This window comes from Ruminococcus sp. AM43-6 (assembly GCF_003461785.1).
Classification (GTDB): domain Bacteria; phylum Bacillota; class Clostridia; order Oscillospirales; family Ruminococcaceae; genus Hominimerdicola; species Hominimerdicola aceti.
In genome coordinates this window covers 259662-279790 of record NZ_QTXU01000001.1, presented here as the reverse complement: position 1 = coordinate 279790, position 20129 = coordinate 259662, and the positions used below count along the sequence as shown (strand labels likewise).

15 protein-coding genes are annotated in these 20129 nt (G+C 42.1%); 4 read left to right on the top strand and 11 right to left on the bottom strand.

The window, feature by feature from the left end:
- Positions 1–38: 38 nt before the first annotated feature.
- Positions 39–1667: a CTP synthase gene (locus tag DW938_RS01325; RefSeq protein ID WP_118123666.1), complete on the bottom strand. Its 1629-nt coding sequence runs from the start codon at positions 1665–1667 to the stop codon at positions 39–41.
- Between the two features lie 364 nt (positions 1668–2031).
- Between DW938_RS01325 and DW938_RS01320 the strand changes: the two genes are divergently transcribed.
- The 3 genes from DW938_RS01320 to DW938_RS01310 all read left to right on the top strand — a co-directional run bounded on the left by DW938_RS01320 (position 2032) and on the right by DW938_RS01310 (position 6446).
- Positions 2032–3414, top strand: a complete 1383-nt coding sequence (locus tag DW938_RS01320; protein WP_117939073.1) for an LCP family protein — start codon at positions 2032–2034, stop codon at positions 3412–3414.
- Positions 3415–3579: 165 nt separating this feature from the next.
- Positions 3580–3909, top strand: coding sequence for a metal-sensing transcriptional repressor (locus tag DW938_RS01315; RefSeq protein ID WP_117891644.1), 330 nt, complete (start codon positions 3580–3582; stop codon positions 3907–3909).
- Positions 3910–3923: 14 nt separating this feature from the next.
- Positions 3924–6446: a heavy metal translocating P-type ATPase gene (locus tag DW938_RS01310; protein ID WP_118123665.1), complete on the top strand. Its 2523-nt coding sequence runs from the start codon at positions 3924–3926 to the stop codon at positions 6444–6446.
- An 88-nt stretch (positions 6447–6534) separates the two neighbouring features.
- Here the strand turns inward: DW938_RS01310 and DW938_RS01305 are convergent, their stop codons facing one another.
- From DW938_RS01305 to DW938_RS01285, 5 genes are all read right to left on the bottom strand, one after another.
- Positions 6535–8958 carry a HAMP domain-containing sensor histidine kinase gene (locus DW938_RS01305; RefSeq protein ID WP_118123664.1) on the bottom strand — a complete coding sequence of 808 codons (2424 nt, stop codon included), beginning with the start codon at positions 8956–8958 and terminating at the stop codon, positions 6535–6537.
- Positions 8933–9640: a response regulator transcription factor gene (locus DW938_RS01300; RefSeq protein ID WP_117876516.1), complete on the bottom strand. Its 708-nt coding sequence runs from the start codon at positions 9638–9640 to the stop codon at positions 8933–8935. The genes DW938_RS01305 and DW938_RS01300 overlap by 26 nt, the downstream gene beginning before the upstream one ends.
- Positions 9641–9815: 175 nt before the next feature.
- Positions 9816–11243 carry an ABC transporter substrate-binding protein gene (locus tag DW938_RS01295; protein ID WP_118123663.1) on the bottom strand — a complete coding sequence of 476 codons (1428 nt, stop codon included), beginning with the start codon at positions 11241–11243 and terminating at the stop codon, positions 9816–9818.
- Positions 11244–11479: 236 nt separating this feature from the next.
- A complete protein-coding gene (locus DW938_RS01290) occupies positions 11480–12940 on the bottom strand; it encodes a sodium:alanine symporter family protein (RefSeq protein WP_022286786.1) in 1461 nt (486 codons plus the stop codon).
- An 87-nt stretch (positions 12941–13027) separates the two neighbouring features.
- Positions 13028–14023, bottom strand: a complete 996-nt coding sequence (locus DW938_RS01285) for a LacI family DNA-binding transcriptional regulator (protein WP_118123662.1) — start codon at positions 14021–14023, stop codon at positions 13028–13030.
- A gap of 194 nt (positions 14024–14217) precedes the next feature.
- Between DW938_RS01285 and DW938_RS01280 the strand changes: the two genes are divergently transcribed.
- The gene (locus DW938_RS01280) at positions 14218–14517 is read left to right on the top strand and encodes a hypothetical protein (protein WP_242988917.1); all 300 of its coding nucleotides are present in this window, start codon (positions 14218–14220) and stop codon (positions 14515–14517) included.
- 69 nt (positions 14518–14586) lie between these two features.
- On the opposite strand, the gene DW938_RS01275 is transcribed toward DW938_RS01280, so the two are convergent.
- The 5 genes from DW938_RS01275 to DW938_RS01255 form a co-directional block, all read right to left on the bottom strand.
- Positions 14587–15597: an N-acetylmuramoyl-L-alanine amidase gene (locus DW938_RS01275; protein ID WP_118123661.1), complete on the bottom strand. Its 1011-nt coding sequence runs from the start codon at positions 15595–15597 to the stop codon at positions 14587–14589.
- 210 nt (positions 15598–15807) lie between these two features.
- A complete protein-coding gene (pyrB, locus tag DW938_RS01270; protein WP_242992327.1) occupies positions 15808–16896 on the bottom strand; it encodes an aspartate carbamoyltransferase in 1089 nt (362 codons plus the stop codon).
- A gap of 109 nt (positions 16897–17005) precedes the next feature.
- Positions 17006–18103, bottom strand: a complete 1098-nt coding sequence (locus tag DW938_RS01265; RefSeq protein ID WP_118123659.1) for a DHHW family protein — start codon at positions 18101–18103, stop codon at positions 17006–17008.
- Positions 18104–18123: 20 nt separating this feature from the next.
- On the bottom strand, positions 18124–19512 hold the full coding sequence (locus DW938_RS01260) for an MBOAT family O-acyltransferase (RefSeq protein WP_118123658.1): 1389 nt from the start codon (positions 19510–19512) through the stop codon (positions 18124–18126).
- Positions 19505–20128: a DUF4093 domain-containing protein gene (locus DW938_RS01255; RefSeq protein WP_118123657.1), complete on the bottom strand. Its 624-nt coding sequence runs from the start codon at positions 20126–20128 to the stop codon at positions 19505–19507. Before DW938_RS01255 ends, DW938_RS01260 begins: the two co-directional genes overlap by 8 nt.
- Position 20129: the final 1 nt, after the last annotated feature.

Here is a 20129-nt window from a genome sequence, read left to right as displayed (position 1 = left end):
TGAAAAAATCATCTGTCCTTGATAAAAACTATATGTTATTATATTTTCTCTCCAAACTCAGAATACTCGATAGAAGCTCTGATGAAATCTCTGAACAGAGGGTGCGCTCTGTTTGGTCTTGACTTGAACTCTGGGTGGAACTGAACACCAACGAACCATGGGTGTACATTCTTCGGAAGCTCTACTATTTCAACAAGCTTTTCGTCAGGTGAAAGGCCTGCAAGCATAAGACCCTTATCTTCAAGAAGCTTTCTGTATTCATTATTGAATTCCCAGCGGTGACGATGACGCTCACGGATAAGATTCTGTGGTGCTGAATAGATCTCAGCACATCTTGAATTGTCTGCAAGCTTGCATGGATAAAGGCCAAGTCGCATCGTGCCGCCCTTATCTGTGATATCCTTCTGTGAATCCATGATATCTATAACAGGATATGGAGTGTCACCAAACTCGGAAGAATTTGCCCCTTCCAGTCCTGCAACGTGTCTTGCGAACTCAACAACAGACATCTGCATACCGAGGCAGATACCGAACATTGGTATCTTATGTTCTCTTGCATATTTGATAGCTTCGATCATACCCTCGATTCCTCTGTCACCAAAGCCGCCCGGTACGATTATGCCGTCGCAGCCGTGGAGCATTTCAGCTACAGTGTTCTCATTGAGATTTTCAGACTGTATCCACTTGATATCAACTTCTGCGCTGTTCTCAAAACCGCCATGACGGAGAGCTTCTGCTACGGAAAGATAAGCGTCCTCAAGCTCAACATACTTGCCAACAAGACCGATAGTTACTTTCTTGTTGCAGCTATGAACTCTGCCTATCATTTCCTGCCACTCTTTAAGGTCTGGCTGTCTGCACTCAAGCTTAAGATGATGACAAACAACATCTGCAAGGCCCTCTTTTTCAAGCCAGAGAGGCACTTCATAAAGTGATGGTGCTGTAAGATTCTGTATAACGTCCTCTGCTCTTACGTTGCAGAAAAGACCTATCTTCTGCTTCATATCCTCAGGTATCTCCATTTCAGAACGAAGAACAAGGATATTAGGCTGGATACCGATAGAAAGCAATTCCTTTACGGAATGCTGTGTAGGCTTTGATTTAAGCTCCTTTGAGCCTGAGATATAAGGCAGCAGACACACATGGATAAACACGGAATTTTCTCTTCCAAGCTCGATAGAAGCCTGTCTGATAGCCTCGAGGAATGGTGTGGACTCGATATCGCCAACTGTTCCGCCGATCTCTGTGATAACTATATCTGTGTCAGTTGATTTGCCTACTCTGTAAAGACGATCCTTTATCTCGTTGGTGATATGAGGAACGACCTGAACTGTGCCGCCAAGATAATCTCCTCTTCTCTCCTTATTAAGAACTGTCCAGTATATCTTACCTGTGGTAACATTTGAATTGATAGAAAGATTTTCGTCGATAAATCTCTCATAGTGACCAAGATCAAGGTCAGTTTCCGCACCATCGTCAGTTACGAAAACCTCACCATGCTGATAAGGTGACATTGTGCCTGGATCGACATTTATATACGGGTCAAATTTCTGAATGGTAACGCTGTAGCCCCTTGCTTTTAACAATCTTCCCAGTGACGCAGCGGTTATGCCCTTTCCAAGACCTGATACTACACCGCCTGTTACAAAGACATATTTTGTAGGCATATCATTTTTCCTCCATATATCAAAAATAAAACACAAAAAAATCAGGTGAGATCATGTGGACACAACTCACCTTTTCGCTCTTACTAATATCATAACAAATTTTTATACAAAAGGCAAGTGTTTTTTCTATTTTTCTCTGAATTTTTTATAAATTATCAAATAGCTGCAATAATCTCTTGTAAAATTGTTGTAAATTAAAGCGGTTTTATTTGATTTTATAAAAATTGATGTAATTTTAAAGTCAAATTCGTACGAAATTTATGTTGTAATTTGAGGTAAAATAGTATATACTATTATTGTATTATGCTTAAACGAGCTATAGACTTCCGGCTTGCTGACTTTAATCGGAAACGAGGTTTATTTTATGGACAACGACAACAAGAACACCTCCAACACTCAGGGAGATAAGGATTTACAGTCGCTAATATCCAATGCAATAGAAAACAGAAAGATACTTGATGCTTCAAACTCAAACGGACCTACGGGGGTCATACCTATCCCCTCAAAGGAACAGCAGAAAGCTGACCCGATACATGAGTCTGATCCAAAGCAGGATAAGACGCCAAAAATGAAAAAAGGCTGGAGCAAGAAGAAAAAGACGGGTATTGCTCTTGGAATAATATTTGTAGTATTCATTATTATAATTGCCATTATCGTAGGTTTGTTTTTCCACTACACAGGAATGCTTGACAGAACTAAAGACACTAAGATAAATTCAGGCAAAGCGCCTATAAATTCCAGCGAGCTTACAAGTGAGGCGGATACATTTGACGCAAAGGAAAAAGAGGACGAGCTTAAGGCTCAGCTACAAAAGCAATCCTCCAAGATATCCAGCGAGGACGTAACGAACATTCTGCTCATTGGCGAGGATATCCGTGATACAGAAGAGGAGAGCCGTGGAAATACTGATGTTATGATGATAATTTCCATAAACACCAAAAACAAGACTATTACAATGACCTCCCTTATGCGTGATATGTACATTTACATGGCGCAGTTTGACGAGGGCAACAGGCTCAACAGCGCTTACTGGCACGGTGGATGTGAGTATCTTGAACAGTGTATTGAGGATTATTTCGGCATCCAGATAGACAGATACGCAAGAGTGAATTTCTACTCATTTATAGATATAGTTGAGACTGTAGGTGGTATCGATATGGAAGTGTCAAAGGCTGAAGCCGAGGGCATGAAGAAGCCGATGGCCGAACAGAACAAATACCTTAAAAATAAGAAAGGCACTGACTATATAAGCGACGACATATTTGCGGGCAAGAGTGATGAGGATAAGGTAAAGCTTCATCTTAACGGAAATCAGGCACTTGCGTTTGCAAGGCTTAGATATGTAGGAAATTCCGACTATGAGCGTACCGAACGTCAAAGACGTGTTATCTCAGAGATCATAACCGAATCCAAGAAGCTCAGTCTTGTTCAGCTTGACAAGCTTCTGAACAAAGTCCTTCCTGAGATAAACACAGACCTTACTGATGGTGAGATCGCAAATCTGCTCCTCAATGCTTTTGACTATATGAAATATGATATCCAGCAGCTTAGAATACCTGCTGACGGCTATTTCACAAACGAAGTCATCTACAGCATGGACGTGCTTAATCCTGACTTTGCCGCAAACTCTGCGTTCATTCAGTATATAGTTTACGGCAGTTGCAAGAACATTGACGAAGCTATCAAACAGTATCAGGAAGAAAATGCTTACAACTACAGCTATGACACTGGGTATTACGGCTACTAACTGAATAATTGATATCCGCTTTCCTTTGGGGAGGGCGGATATTTTTTTGCTTCGTGCAAAAAAATATAAAAAAAATGGTTGACAAATACCCGTAAGGGGTATATAATATATATGCAGCAAAAATACCCCGTAAGGGTATTTGATATAGTAAGGAGGCAAAAAAACATGGGCAACAGAGATGATAAAGAACTGTCATGCGGCTGCTGTGATACTTGCAGGCACAAGCACACTCCCCGTGATGATAAGGAAATAAAACAGCTAAAGAATAGGCTAAGAAGAGTTTCGGGACAAATAAGCGGCATTATCAAAATGCTTGACGATAACCGCTACTGCGGAGATATACTCATTCAGGTTGCAGCGGTTGAAAGTGCAATGCAAAGCTTCGGCTATCTTATTTTGCAGGAACATATGAAGACCTGTATGACAGAGGAGATACAAAGTGGCAACACTGAAGTTGTCGATGAAGTATTAGAGCTTATGAAAAAGCTTAAATAGAAAGGCAAATATCTATGAAAAAGTTAAAATTCAATGTAACTGGCATGAGTTGTGCGGCGTGTCAGGCTCATGTGGAAAAGGCTGTGAGTAAGGTAGAGGGCGTAACGGACGTAAACGTGAACTTGCTTGCAAACAAAATGACGGTGGATCTTGACGAGGGCGTAACTAACGCTCAGGCGGTCATAAATGCTGTTGAAAGTGCAGGATATGGAGCAAGCGAGATAGGCGACAAAGAAAACAAAACTGCATCACCTGTTGCGGCGGCTCAGGACGAAAGTAAAAAGATGAAGAAACGTCTGTGGTGGTCTGTGGGATTTTTGATACCGCTGTTCTATATTTGCATGGGACACATGGCGAACATACCTATACCTCCTATTTTTGCAGGGCACAAAAACATGATGATATACGCACTCACTCAGCTTTTGCTCACAGTGCCTATCATTGCAATAAACTTTCACTATTTTTCAAACGGCTTCAAAAATCTTATCCGCCGCTCTCCTAACATGGACAGCCTTATAGCTCTTGGTGCGGCGGCTTCATTCATATACAGTGTTTACGGCACTTACAGAATGGCTTACTTTATTGGCAGGGGCGACCTTGGCTCGGCACATGAGTATATGATGAATCTATATTACGAGTCATGCGGCATGATACTCACACTTATCACTGTGGGAAAATATCTTGAGGCTCGCTCAAAAAACAAGACGGCTGACGCTGTGAACAAGCTTGTGCGCCTTGCGCCTAAGACGGCAGTTGTTATCCGTGACAGCGAGGAGGTTGAAGTTCCTGCGGAAAACGTAATGGTGGGAGATGTATTCCTGCTCAAAGCTGGCTGGTCTGTGCCATGTGACGGAGTTCTTATTGATGGAAACTGCACTGTTGACCAATCTGCACTTACAGGCGAGAGCATACCTGTAGACAAGGCAGTGGGTGACAGAGTTATGAGTGCAAGCGTATCGGCTGGCGGTTTTGCTAAGGTAAGATGTGAGAAGCAAGCTAAAGACTCAACACTTTCACAGATAATCGCACTCGTTGAGGACGCTTCTGCTTCAAAAGCGCCTGTAGCAAGGCTTGCAGACAAGATAAGCGCTGTGTTCGTGCCTATAGTTATAACGATAGCTCTTATTTCACTGATAGTATGGCTGCTGCTTGGCTATAGCTTCGCATTTGCTCTTAACATGGCAATATCAGTGCTTGTTATATCCTGCCCATGCTCATTGGGACTTGCAACGCCCACTGCAATAATGGTAGGAACGGGTAAAGCGGCACAGTTCGGTATCCTAATAAAATCCGCTGAAAGCCTTGAAACTGCTCACAGCATTGACACTGTTGTTCTTGACAAAACAGGAACTTGCACAGAGGGCAAGCCTGAACTTATTTCAGCGCAAGCGTTTGGTGATTTTGATGTTTCAGAGCTTAAAAAGCTTTGTGGCTCGGCAGAAAGCGGTTCATCACACCCACTTGCAAAGGCTGTTACAGGCCACTGCAAGACAAATGGCATTGAACTCTCCCCTGCTGAAAGCTACACAGAAACAGCAGGCGGTGGTATATCGGCTGTAGTTGAGGGCAGAAATGTTCTTATCGGTAACAAGCGGCTTATGGATAACAGTGGAGTTGACATATCGATGGTTGAGGAGACGTCTCATGCTCACGCTGACAATGGTGAGATACCACTTTATGTAGCGATCGACAACAATCTTGCAGGCATTCTGTTCATTGCAGACAAGATAAAAGAGACAAGTGCAGAAGCTATAGAGGGCTTCAAAAAGGCAGGCATTGAAACTGTAATGCTCACAGGTGACAACGAGAAAACAGCTAGAGCAATACAGAAAAAGCTTGGCATTTCACAGGTAAGATCACAGCTTATGCCTGAGGACAAGGCTACGATAATCAAAGAATTGCAGGAGCAGGGCAAAAAGATAGCCATGATAGGCGACGGAATAAACGACGCACCTGCCCTTACAACGGCAGATGTTGGAATAGCTATTGGTGCAGGACAGGATATTGCTATCGAGTCGGCTGATATCGTGCTAATGAAAAGCGATCTGAATGATGCTGTTACGGCTGTCAAGCTCAGCAGGAGCGTTATGAAGAACATCAAGGAAAATCTTTTCTGGGCGCTTATTTACAACTCGCTTGGTATTCCGCTGGCGGCAGGAGTATTCTACGGCTTGCTTGGCTGGAAGCTCAATCCTATGTTCGGTGCAGCGGCAATGAGTTTAAGCTCAGTTTGCGTTGTGACCAATGCGTTAAGGCTCAATCTTTTTAAAAGTGGCAGAGAAAACAAAGCCGCAAAGGCTGAAATAAATACTAAAACGGAGGACGGAAAAATGAAAAAGGTAATGAAGATCGACGGCATGATGTGTTCACACTGCACAGGCACAGTAACGAAGGTGCTTAATGCGATAGACGGCGTTACAGCAGATGTTTCCCTTGAGGACAAGTGCGCTTACATCACACTTGACAAGGACGTGGCTGACGAGGTGCTTTCTAAGGCGGTGACGGACGCAGGGTATAAGGTAAAGGGGATAAAGTAACGCAGATATTTTATCTCACGCATAGTAATTGCGTATATGTAAAAACGGTGGAGAGTGTTTGTCATTCTCCACCGTTTTATTATTTACGCTATTCCGTTTTGTCATCGGTTTTCTCTGCCGTATCCTCCTGAATTATCGGCATTTCTACTATCGCCTTGAACATATCTCCGTCTATTTCGATATTGAAGATACCACCGCAGGCTTCCGTGAAGCTCTTTGATATGGATAATCCCAAACCGCTTCCGCCGTCTGTTCGTGACTTATCCCCTCGCACAAATCTTTCAAGTATCTCTTCTTCCGTGAAGTTTATCGGCGTTGCCGAAATGTTCTTCTCGGCAAATACTATTCTGTCCGCTTTTTTGTACACATCAAGGAATATCCTTGTGCCGTCCATAGAGTAATTCAGAGCGTTGTCAACAATGTTTTGGAACACTCTGTAAAGCTTGTCGCCGTCGCCCATTACCATTGCGCTGTCGGCATTTATGTTTATCTTTACTATCTTGCCACTGTCAGCTATCTTGTCCTCTGCATCTGCGATGCACTGATTTAACAGCATCACAAAATCAAGCTTTGTTAGGTTTACATCAACGCCGCTTGTGGCTTTTGCTATGCTGAAAACGTCAGACACAATGCCTTTGAGCTTCTGCGCCTTTTTATCAAGTATCTTCACATAGCTCGAAGCTTCATCGTCAAGATCCATTTTCTTAAGCAGGTCGATATAGCTGATAATGGAAGTCAGCGGTGTTTTCAGGTCGTGTGAAACGTTTGTCACAAGCTCTATTTTCAAACGCTCAGACTGTATCTGCTGCTCCACCGACTCTCTCACCTTATCCTGAACTGAGTTGAGTTTTTCAGATTCAGCATAAACCGGCGAAGTTTTTCTTATCTTGCCCTCATAAGGCTTTTCTTCTCCAAGGCTGTCTATCTGTTTGCTGAGCTTTGAAAGCTGTGAGAAGTCACGGAGCATTGATATACACAGAACAATTTCTACCGCCAACAAAATTAACATCGTCAATCCACTAGACATCACAACAAAAATTCCAACGAATATAAGTATGAACTTCCAAGTAAGCTTTATTCCAAGCGGAAGTCCATGAAAATAGTGATACAGTGATGTTTCCTTATACTTGCGCCATAGGAACTTACATAATCTGCAAATAAGGCTTTCTTTGAATATGCTTCTTGTCTTTATCTTGCCAACAAACTCCATAAGCGAGCCGAAGCCTGCAAAATATGCCAATGCAAACAACGCTACAGCAAGTATATTTCTGAAAACGGAATTAGCCAAAGCATTGTCAAAAATATTTTTTGTGATGCTCACATAATAATTCCAGCAGGCGCCAAATACAAAAGCAAATGTAATAGCCAGTACCATTAGGATAAGGTAAACTTCCGTAGGCACTTTTTTTAGAAAATTGCCTTGCTTCCAGCGTTCAACGCTCTCAGGCTCTGCATTATATGCACAGATCAGGAGCAGATAACACACAAGCATAAATTCAATAACGCCAAGAACGAATACCAGAAGCTTTGCACGGTACATATCGTTCAAAGCCTCGGTGTACTCCTTTTCCATTGCCGTAAGCTTTTCAGCTTTCGGTGCAAAGAAAACTGTTATGCCTGAATCATCATTGTCTGTCGCTTTGTAGTCAGGCAGATCATAGAGATTTTCACAGTTTTCCCATGCGTTTCCGTAATCGTCCACAAAGTAATATACGCCGTTGTCAATGTCCTCGTCATCAACTCTGTCGGAATATTTCATTCCATTTCTAAGGTCAAGACCCTTTCTTGCATTGTATGATGAGTCAACATTATAAAAAACTATCGGGTCATAATTGCAGTAATTGTAGAAATATCTGCCGTAGTTATCATAATAGCTTCCGCCCACAGGCACAAGGTTGTCGGCATAAAATTCTTCTGTCACAACGTCAAGATACTCAGCAGTATTGTAATAGTAGTCAACTATTTGCCCTGATGAAGTTCTGTCGCTCATTATCTCGTTGTCACGGCGAAGTATATAGTTCTTGTGCGATGATTTAAAAGCTTTTATCTTATCCGTTTCACTGTCATAATTTTCTATATCTTTTATATTTGACAGATATCTTGTTTCGCCATTTTGAGTAATTCCCACATAGTAATCAAACTGACTGTCAACAAGCCGTATACCGTCTTCTGTCTTTTTGTATTTATAGCGGTTGTAATCAAGATAATTCAGATAGTCATTGAGCAAGTGTCTAGACTGGGTGTAATTCCGATCCTCATCAACATATCTGAGATAAGCCGAAGCTGTAACGCACAGTTCCTCATACATTTCATTGGAAGCCAGCTTATAGCTTTCTGATTTAAGATAAGACTTACTGCTGCTGTCAGCATGGCTGTTAGCATACAACACAAAAGACAAGCAAAAGCCGCCTGCAATAACACAGGCAACGATAAATGCAATAATTCTCGTCTTTTTTGCTGAGAATATCTTAAACCATTCTGCCTTCTCAAATTTTCTCGATTTTATAGCCAATTCCCCACACCACCTTCAAGTATTTCGGCTCTCTAGGGTTTATCTCAATTTTCTCTCTGATGTGACGAATATGTACCATTACCGTGTTTTCAACGGCATAAGCGTCCTCGTTCCACACTTTAGAATAGATCTCCTCGGCAGAAAATATCCTGCCTGCGTTTTTCATAAGAAGCTCAAGAATTTTAAGCTCCGTGGCGGTGAGCTTGACAGGTTCTCCGTCAACCTTTAAGCTTTTTGCCTTAGTGTCAAGCTCCAGACCGCCTATTTCTATAATATCCGTTTTGTTTGCCGTGTCGATAGCGCCAAGCTGCATATATCTTCTCAGGTTGCTTCTTACCCTTGCCACAAGCTCCATAGGGTTATAAGGCTTTGTTATGTAATCGTCAGCACCCATTGAAAGCCCAAGCACCTTATCTGTATCCTCAGATTTTGCAGAAAGCACAAGTATAGGGATATTCTCCGTTGCCCTTATTTTCATCATTGTAGAAAGTCCGTCCAGCTTAGGCATCATGACGTCAATGAGTATAAGCTGTATGCTGTTCTCAGTGAGCTTCTCCAAAGCCTCAAGACCGTCATAGGCTTTTATTACCTTATAGCCCTCCATTTCAAGCAGCTTTGCGATAGCTCCCACTATATCTTTATCATCATCTACAACAAGGATTACAGGCTCCTTTATCTCCATATCGGCACGATCCTTTCTTTTACGTTTATTATTATAAGCCACATTCTTTAAAAACAGCTCAACATAATTCTTAATTAAATCTTAATGTACTCTATGATTATATCACATTTTTTCTGACATTACAACAAAAAGACGGGCGAAATAAATTCCGTCCGTCTTTATATGGCAAGTTATATTACTTATTCTTTTCCAAATATGCGTGATACTGCTCGTTGAGAGTTTTAAGTTCTGAATCAACAGTACCCTTATACTGCTCTTTGAGCTGTGTCCATGTATACTGTGAGCCGTTCTCGTCTGTCTTCATAACTGAAGTATACAGATAAGGAATAACAGCTTCCTTAGTATCATTTGTTGCAGCGTCATTATCTGACAGAGTTGTGGAGATACCATAACCAGGGTCAAATATCTTAGTGAACTTGTCTGTAACAAGGTCAACGTAAGCTACGTTATACATATCTTCTGTCCAGTTAGGATTGTTTACAAAGAACTTCTCCTTCTCGATATCCTTATATGTATCCTGAGTATAAACTATCTTTGCACACTCAAGCCAGCACTTCATAGCGTCATTCTTTGTCGAACCCTTTACCCACATATACGCATTCATGTCGATAGTTGTATAAAGCGTATCAGAGTTAGGATCCTTTGGCATTGGAACTACGCCCCAATTGTCGCCGTCCTTTGGTGAATGTGTACCGGTAGAAGCCCATGGACCCATTGCATAGAAGAGGATATTCTTCTTGAATGCGTCGCCTGCCTGTCCTACCCAATCAGGATAGTACATACCATTCTTTGCGATATCATAGAGCAGGTCAGACGCTCTTACAAAGTCAGCGTCGTTAAGATTTGAAACATACTCGTCCTTATCAGCGTCATATGTGATAAGAGTCTTACCTGTTGACTGGAAGATAAATGGTGCGAACCAACCGTTTACGCCGTATCTTTCCTCGTCAGCAGCAGCGCCCTCAACATATTCTGACATCATGTCATACCATGCGTTCCAATCCCACTCGCCGTTCTGATAAAGCTCGTATGGATCATCAAGACCAGCAGCGTCTATCATAGACTTATCATATGTGATAACAGAACCTGGCAGGAAGTTGATAGGTGCAACAAAGTGCTTGCCGTTGAGAGTGAACTGCTCTGCAACGTCCTTGACATCGCTCCACATAGCACTGTCGAAATCAACGATATCATCAACAGGCTGGAACATTTCCTTGATACAGTTTGCAGGGAATGTCATAGACTGCTCATACCAGAACATATCCGGTGGATCGTTAGACATAAGTCTTGCTGCGAGCTTATCATACTTGTTCATTGATGATGTCTGAGAATACTTGATCTTACCGCCCTTTTCCTCAAAAAGAGTAAGGTCGGTTCTCTTTTCCGGCTCTTTCTTAGTTGGGTTTATGTCAAAATAAGAAAGCCACTCCAACTCCTTTTCCGAACCATCAGGGATAGTAGCAATATCGTCGGTGCTTGCTACCTTTACCTTATCAACATAAGAGCTGCTTGAATCGCCGCCTGATGAGCTGCCGCATGAAGCTACGCTCACTGCTGACAAGAGAGCCATTGCACCGGCAATAACACGCTTGGAATTTTTCATTATATATAACCTCCGTAACAGATCGTTTTCATTAGAAAACGTTTCCTTGATTCTTACAAAGCTATTATATCACTGAATGTAATCGTTGTCAATAAAGTTACAATCACTGTTACATTCTTTTAAATACTTTTGGTGATTTCAACAAATAACCATTCATTTTTTTGGTGATTAAGCCTACAGCATAAAAAAAGCGGAAACAACATTCAGCCGTTTCCGCTTCATATAAAATACGATATCTACGCTCTTACCAGCTTATTGATTCGTTTTGCTCTGGAATACTTCGCCACATAACGCCTTGTATCCTTACTGATAACACCGCTGAGAGCAAGCAACGCTATAAGGTTTGGCAGTGCCATAAGTCCATTGAAGATATCAGCGATCGTCCAAACGGCAGAAACCGTCATATATGGTCCGATAAATACAGCGAGGATATAGAGATATCTGTAGACCATGACCACCTTCATGTTGCTGTTAAAAAGATATTCCATACACCTTTCACCGTAATAGTTCCAGCCAAGGATAGTTGTGAAAGCAAAGAACACAAGACAGACCATAAGAATAAATGCAGGTATCATTGACGGCAGGAACGAGAAGCCGTTCTGGAAAGCGTGATTTGTGACCTCAACGCCCTCAAAAGGCTTGCCTGTTACTGGGTTGATAGCCTCGTAGCTTCCCATCATTACGATAGCAAGACCTGTCATAGTACATACAATGATAGTGTCGATAAATGTGCCACACATAGAAACAAGACCTTGTCTTACCGGCTCTTTTGTCTGAGCGGCTGCGGCTGCGATAGGTGCCGAACCAAGACCTGACTCATTTGAGAAAATTCCTCTGGCAACACCCTTTTGTATAGCAATGAACATTGTAGGAAGAGATCCGCCTGCGACAGCCTTGAAGCTGAATGCCTGTTCAAAAATAAGGGCAACAGCGTGAGGGAGCCTCTGAATGTTTATAACAATAAGTGAAAGACAAGCAACTATATAAACGACCGCCATAAAAGGCACAACTACCTGAGAAACACTTGAGATCCTCTTTATGCCTCCGATAATAACAAGTGCAGCAAAAATAGTTATCAAAAGTCCAGAGATTATAACAGCCCATGTATAGTCAGCGCCAAAAATATTCACTGTATGTTCCTTTTTAGGATCAAAAAAAGCCTGAACTGCCGATGAGATACCATTCACCTGAGAGAAAGTACCGATACCAAAAAGACCAACGCAAGCGCCAAAGAACGCAAATACCTTTGCAAGCCACTTCCACTTCTTACCCATGCCGTATTCTATGTAATAGAATGGTCCGCCGCAAACGTGTCCGTCAGCGTCCATACGTCGGTATTTGATAGCAAGAAAGCCCTCGGAAAATTTTGTTGCCATACCAAGGAGAGCAGCTATCCACATCCAGAGGAGCGCTCCAGGTCCGCCTGAAAGCACACCAATGGCTGTTGCAACACCGACGATATTTCCTGTACCTATGGTTGCGGAAAGTGCGGTGCATAGTGCTGCAAAGCTCGATATCTCGCCTTTGCCACCATTTTCGTTCTGAAACATAAATTTCAAAGCCTTTGGCAGGTGGAATATCTGAAGAAGCCTTAGCCTAAAGGTGAGGAATATTCCCACAGCCATAATGAGTACGATAAGCGGTATGCCCCAGACATAGCCATCTATCGTTTCAAGTATTTTTGTAAATTTCTCCATGCCCTAAAAAATCCTTTCTTACAGAAAATAGGCAGTTTCCACGGAAAAACTGCCTTATTTCTCCCCTATCTATTTTTACGAAAGTAATTAGTCGCCTGTGGACTCTCTTAAAATTATCCTGTGGTCAACAGTATAATAATGATTATCCTTAGTAGTCTTATTCATGTTTTCAATAAGCTTTGCCACAACAAGCTCGCCCATTTTTGAGCAAGGCTGTTCAACCGTTGAAAGTGTAGGGATTATCCACTCACACATGGATATATTGTCAAATCCCATTATGGCGACATCTTTGCCCACATCAATGCCCATATCTATTGCCTTGTGCATTGCAGAGATAGCAAGCAAGTCTGACACAGCGAAAATCGCCGTAGGCTTCTCAGCAAGTGCATTGAAATATTCAAACGCTCTGCCTCCGCAGTCATAGTCATAAGACTCTTTATAGATATATTCATTCTTTATCTCTATGCCATATTCTTTTAATGCTCTTATATAGCCGTTCTCTCTTGCAGTGGAGGAGATAGCCGCAGAGTTCGTTCCGATAAAGCCTATCCTTTTATGACCCTTTTTGATAAGAGCTGCGACAGCGTCAAACGCAGCCTGTTCATCGTCAACAGCGACAGTAAGCACATTTGCGCCCTCCACGCCCTCACAGCACAGAGCAACGTTATAATTCTCTGCGAGCTTATTAAGCGAAGCTGCGTCATACTGAGTGCCAAGAAGGATAACACCGTCAACAGTTCTGTTAAAAAGCATATTCATCTGCCTTGTTTCAGCGGTCGAGGTTGAATAGGAAACTGCTGTTATGATATCGTATCCGACTTTTCCTGCATATTCCTGCATACCCATGACTATCTTTGAATAAAGGGAATGTTCAGAGGTCGGCATAATTACAAGAATGACATTCGTTTCGCACTTTCTAAGATTTCTTCCCAGAAAATTCGGAGAATAGTTGAGCCTTGCAATAGTTTCATTGACTTTTTTTGTTGACTCATCTGATACGTTACAGCTTCCGTTGAGAACCCTTGACACTGTCGCCACTGAAACACCGGCTTCCTTGGCAACATCTTTTATTGTAATGCTCATAGATCTTATCCTTTCTGCGACAGCATACCGCTGAAATAGTCATACCATTATTAATTATAGCATATTTTGAACAATTCTCCAATATACATTCCTAACAAAATTGTAAACGTTTTTTAGGTTAATTTAATTAAGAAGCAGACTAAATGCTTGAAAAAGGAACAGTGATATGCTATAATATCTTAAACGAATGATTTTTGAAAGGAAAATACGCAATGCTCCACGGTTATTTTGATATACCCACATTTCACTATTTTGAAGAAAAAAACACCTGGTCTGGCAGCAATTACACCAATTTCAGCTACCGCATAGATCCTATCCTCGGCGATGAAAAAGAGCTTTATGTCAGAGTATGGTACGGCACAAAGTGCGTCACGGAGGTAACAGACTTTGTGGCAGAATATCACGAAGAATACTCTGAAAAGGGTCTTGAAAACGTTCTGGCAGACCTGACGAAAGAATTTGAGAAATTCAAACTCATCAGAAAAGAGCTTTAGCAACAAAAAGGCGAACACGGTTTCTCTGCATTAGCAGAAACGAACTGTGTTCGCTTTTATTTTTTGTTATCAATACCACTCGTTTTCCTGAGTATTATAAATGTCAGCAGAAGAGTCCGTCTGCATCGGCTGTGTCATAGCGTCAACCGCAGAAGAAGAATCCTTATTGTTCACAGGCTTCTCAGGTGAGATAAGCTGCTCAGACATAAGTCTTTTGCCACTTTCATCAACAAGACCAACATCAACAGCTGTCTGAACTATACCGTCAGCAATAGCTTGTCCATACTCGGTAAGGTGTTCGTCAAAAAGCTTATTGTCGACATCCTCGGTTATAAATCCAAGCTCCACAAGACAGCTTGGCATAACAGTGTCGGCATTTATGTAGTAGTTTACACCGGAATTGCCAACGTAGCCATACTGTACTCCTCTATTTTCAGATATACCTACCTTTTCAAGACCATCAAGTATATTCTGTGCAAGCTTTGTATCATATTCAGGCTCAGAATTGTTCACCCAAACCTCAACGCCCGAAATATCACCGTCATAGCTGTTTCGGTGAAGTGAAACATACATATCAGCCTTGGCGTTATTTGCCTTTGCACATCTTTCGTCAAGCTCAAGGAAAGAGTCATCATCTCTTATCATCACCACATTGACGCCGTATTTTTCAAGATATTTCCGCACCTCAAGTGCGACCTTTAAGTTATCGTCTTTTTCATATCTTTTTCCTGAGGCGTCAGTTGTGCCGCCGTCATAATCACCATGACCTGCGTCAACACACACTGTAAAGTCCATATTAGAATACTTCGCAGGCTCGTCTTTTTTATCCTCAGCAGAAGAAGCGTCCTCCTTCACAGCGACAGAAGATGTATTATTCAATACCTTGTTTGTTTTTTGCGTATCGTCTCCTTTGATCTTTGATACTACCAAGGCTGTCAGCTTTACCAGACCAGTCACAATGCCGATAAGTATTATCAAAGCAATAATAATTCTGTTCCAGTATATTTTTTTCTTTTTCACCCTTCTGACAGGCTTTCGTCCGTAGATCTGTTCAAACTCCTCATCTGAAAGTGTATTCATTAGATCAAAGCTCCTGTAAAAAATTTATCCATTCTAATTATACCACACGCTCAACGTTAATTCAAGACTGTTTGTTACCATGTTGTAAGAATTTCGTTACTTTTAACGATTTTGCATATCACAAGGCTATTAATATACGCTATCTGCACAATAAAAAAGGGCAAGCAAAGACTGACACACAGCCTTTGTTTACCCCATTAAGCTCTTATTTTATTCCACCAATGTTCTCTCGTCACAATATTCGCAAACAAGCGTCGTGCCGTCGCCTTTGAACCAATGTGGCAGATACTTTTCGTGGTGAGTGATACAGTTAGGATTTGAACAATCAATGTGCTTATGCACTCTGCCCTTCATAAGCGGCTGCGAAGCACCATCGCCGTTTATAACTGTAAGTATGAGTGCCATTCTGATATACATACCGTATTTTGCCTGCTTGAAATACATTGCTCTCGGGTCGTCGTCCACCTCGATAGCTATCTCGTCCACTCTTGGCAGAGGGTGAAGCACGATAAGGTCAGGCTTTCCCATTGAAAGCTTTCTTGTATCGAGTATGTAATTTCCGCTCTGAGCCAGATACTCCTCCTCAGAAGCAAAACGTTCTTTCTGTATTCTTGTCATATAAAGCACGTCAAGCTCACCGATAACCTCTTCAAGGTCGGTGACTTCTTTGTACTCCATACCTGCTGCCTCAAGGATATCCTTTACATACACAGGCAAAGCAAGCTCAGAAGTTGAAACTAATATGAACTTATTGTTTGGAAAACATACCATTGCTTTAATAAGGGAATGGACTGTTCTGCCGTTTTTAAGGTCACCGCAGAAGCCTATGGTCAGGTTATCAAGTCTGCCCTTTTCTTCTCTAAGTGTAAGCAGGTCTGTAAGTGTCTGTGTTGGGTGGAGGTGTCCACCGTCGCCTGCGTTGATAACAGGGCAATCAGCAGTGAGTGCCGCAGCCTTTACCGATCCAGCGGTAGGGTGACGCATTACCATGATATCGGCATAGCCGGAAACTATCTTTGTGGTATCCTTGATATTCTCTCCCTTTGCAACGGAAGAAGTGGCAGGATTGTCAAAGCCTATTATCGTTCCCCCAAGACGGAGCATAGCGGTCTGGAAAGACATCTGCGTTCTTGTTGACGGCTCATAGAAAAGAGTACCCATTATCTTGCCCTTGCAAGCCTCGCTGTAGTCGGCAGGATCCTGAACTATCTTATGACCGAGGTCAAGAAGTTTCAGCCACCAAGATACGGGATAGTCATTAAGATCAATAAGATCAAGTCTGTTTTTTTGCTCACTCACATCAAACACCCTCTCAAATATTCAGACATACATTATGCCGCACATTCCTTGTACGGCATTTTCTTTATTATATCACACCTGCTCCATTTTTTCAAGTACATAACCCATATTATTTGAGCAGGTCAAAATTTGTTTCATCTGCAAACTGGTCGCAGTCATACATAAATAATATCTGGTCATATGCACCCGTATCTGCCACGTCAGAAAGGGTCTTGCCCTCCTCTTTGAGCTTGTCAGGGTCTACCAAGGTTATCTCGCTGTAGTGTGGGGTAAGAAACGGCACAAGGGTATTGGCATAGCTTCCTTTGATGATAAGAAGCTTTGGTGCGTCCTCTGCAGTTGTCTTGACCGTTGCCTTAGTAAAGTTGTCACCTTGCAGGAAGATAGCCGTTTTATCTGCTGTTTTCAGTGCAGATCTAAAATAAACAGATTTTGAGGTAAGCACCTGATCTCCTCTGTAAAGCTCCACAGAATCCACAGTGGTCTTATACTTTGAACGGAAGATGTTCACTCTGTCTGCGCCTATGCTGTTATAGCAAAGTTCACTGTAAAGTCCCCCATAATAAGAATTTGAGGTATATTCTTGATCGTAATTGGACAGAACGACCGGCTCAAAGCCCAGCTCTTTTATGCCGTCTGCATAGGCAAAATACGCCCCGAAGGAAGTCCACTTTCTATCTGTACGATAGTAAACGTAATTATTTCTTGCAGAATACATAGGAAAAAACGTATCTATGGTGTCTATCCTGCTGTCTAAGTCATAATAGATATTATCTATCATTTCACGCTGGTCTGTGTTTGAAGTATAAGCAGGCAGCTTAGCAGAATAGATACCTGCGGCAGTCGGAGCTAACATAACATATACAGGTGTATCTGTGTTTTCTGAAAAATCATTTATCTGCGAGATATTTTTATCAAGCCTGTCCTTATCAAAATCTGTGATCTCTACAAGACGATCTTTAAGGATATAGATATTATCAAAATTTTTCTTACCAGTCATCACAAACATGGTCGTTCTGAGCGACTTCCAATTTGAGCTTAGAGGAAAATTACTGCTAACATAGGTCTGAACGTTATGTCTTATATCTGAACTGTCTGCCTTTTCACTTTCAGATCCATGTCTGCCCATCACGAGAGTATATGCCGCAAACATTATGACTATTACAAAAAATGCGCTTACTGCGATATAATCAGCAGCCTTTTTCATTAATGTTCACTCCTCCCATTTTATCTCACAAACAAATTCATAGACGAATTACCTCCGCCCACAAGAAACGCTGTACTGATAAGCAGAAATCCTATAGTGAGCATTGGCTCGATTATGTAAACTATATTAGTATTGAGCTGCATTATCCTGCGTTTGAGATATCTGCCGATACCTGTTGCAAAAAAGCCGCAGATTAGATACATCACAACTCTTGTTTTTATCACATACGATGCAAGAACATCTCCTGCAAAGCTTCCCCCGCCGAGCATTGCGGCAACATATCCGCAGGCTGAAGGAAGGCTGTCTATCGCAAGAAACGGCAGACCTATAAGAAACAGAACATTCATCACCGCACATCTTACCCCTGTCGGCACAGCCGCAAGAATATTTTTCAGGAGATATTCTATTCCAAGCATAACACAAATAAACGCTGCCCACAGCATTGTGTGTCTGCCGTAGCCATACCAAACCGAGCCTGCAAGCACAGACAGTATCAATGCCCAAAGGCAAACGCTGTCTTTATTTCTACATATAGGTCTGTAGAAATAATCTCTCACCCAACTATAAAAGGTGCAGGCAAATCTTTTTATAAGCTCATTAAAGCCTGCTGACATAAACGGCAGATCAAAGTTATCAGGAAGTTCAAAGCCGAGCATTGAACCAATACCCTGTGCAATATGCGAATAAGCTCTAAGCTCATAGTAGAACGCAAAGGAGAAAGCTATTATCCCAAGCCATGCACAAGCGGCGGAGAGCGAATCTGTACTTACTCCCCTTATGTGCTGCCACATCTCGTACATAGGATCCGACAGAAAAAGCTTCTCCGCAAAGCCTATAAGCATAAGCTTTATGCCCTCTGCAAGCTTTCCGGAGGTTATGACAGGTTTTCTAAGCTGTTCGCTCATATCCGAAAATCTGAGTATCGGTCCACAGCTAAAGCATGGGAAAAAGCATATATATTGAGATACCAAAAGAAAATTCTTCTCAGGCTCTATTTCTTTCCTATAGATATCCATGCAGTAGGAGATGCCATGGAGAGTGAAAACGCCCGCTCCCCACACAGGGAAAAGCTTTAGCATTGCGCCTTTGCCTGTGAATATAGACGTCACGTCATAGCTGCTGTGACCGCTTCTTATGAATACAAGAAGCACTGCCATATTTACTACCACCGATAATATGAGCCATAGCCTTTTAAGTCCTTTTTTGTCTGCAAAGCGGTGGATAAGCCTGCCGCAAAAGTATGATACGACAGCACTAACCGCCATTGGTATTATCCCCCATGTGGACACCCACAGACACAGCACAACTGTTCCAAGCAGGAACACGGCTTTTCTGAAACGCACCCCTGACAAAGCGTATACTCCCATAAAAACAGGAAGAAAGAAATATAAAAATTCAAGACTAATCAACGCTATTCTCCTTGTCTTTATTGTTTTCTGAGGTCAATTCCTCTATGAGTGCTTGCAAGCTTTCTTTATCGAGCATTGTGTTCACCACTTCAAGCAGTGCGTTTGCAGTGAGCTTTTTGGGCAGCGACAATTTTTCGCACACAAGCTGTCTGAGCCTGCTGCTATCGGGTCTGCCGCTTAGACCTAACTCGTAAAAGTCAAGCTTGGTCATGAGTTCTCTGTCTGCGACCTTTTCGCCTATAATGCCTGCTTTTTCAAAGGCTTCCCTGATAATATCCGCAGGAACGCCCTCGACCCCTAACAAGCCCTCTTTTGACGGCTCTGTCTTGCGCTTTTCTTTGCCGAATATCTCAGGAACATACACGTTCACGATATCGCCTTTGGGGACGATACCCTTTATATGCCCTCTTATGCGAAAGCCTGCTGTGTCAGAATCGGTAAGAATTGCTATTCCGCCATGCTGAGCATAGTATCTTATAAGCGCTGCCTTGTCAGGGTCTTTATAGATACGAAAGCCGTTAGTGACGATTATAACGCCGTCAACTATGGACGAAAGCTTTATCTTATCATATTTTCCCTCAACGATTATCGCCCTTGATATTTTAAGTTTCTCCATT

Excerpts from the sequence above, each read along its gene's own strand:
- DW938_RS01315 (WP_117891644.1), top strand. The coding sequence starts at position 3,580 with ATGGGCAACAGAGATGATAAAGAACTGTCATGCGGCTGCTGTGATACT.
- DW938_RS01320 (WP_117939073.1), top strand. The coding sequence starts at position 2,032 with ATGGACAACGACAACAAGAACACCTCCAACACTCAGGGAGATAAGGAT.
- DW938_RS01275 (WP_118123661.1), bottom strand. The coding sequence starts at position 15,597 with ATGAATACACTTTCAGATGAGGAGTTTGAACAGATCTACGGACGAAAG.
- DW938_RS01325 (WP_118123666.1), bottom strand. The coding sequence starts at position 1,667 with ATGCCTACAAAATATGTCTTTGTAACAGGCGGTGTAGTATCAGGTCTT.
- DW938_RS01285 (WP_118123662.1), bottom strand. The coding sequence starts at position 14,023 with ATGAGCATTACAATAAAAGATGTTGCCAAGGAAGCCGGTGTTTCAGTG.
- DW938_RS01310 (WP_118123665.1), top strand. The coding sequence starts at position 3,924 with ATGAAAAAGTTAAAATTCAATGTAACTGGCATGAGTTGTGCGGCGTGT.
- DW938_RS01265 (WP_118123659.1), bottom strand. The coding sequence starts at position 18,103 with ATGAAAAAGGCTGCTGATTATATCGCAGTAAGCGCATTTTTTGTAATA.
- DW938_RS01290 (WP_022286786.1), bottom strand. The coding sequence starts at position 12,940 with ATGGAGAAATTTACAAAAATACTTGAAACGATAGATGGCTATGTCTGG.
- DW938_RS01300 (WP_117876516.1), bottom strand. The coding sequence starts at position 9,640 with ATGGAGATAAAGGAGCCTGTAATCCTTGTTGTAGATGATGATAAAGAT.
- DW938_RS01295 (WP_118123663.1), bottom strand. The coding sequence starts at position 11,243 with ATGAAAAATTCCAAGCGTGTTATTGCCGGTGCAATGGCTCTCTTGTCA.
- DW938_RS01255 (WP_118123657.1), bottom strand. The coding sequence starts at position 20,128 with ATGGAGAAACTTAAAATATCAAGGGCGATAATCGTTGAGGGAAAATAT.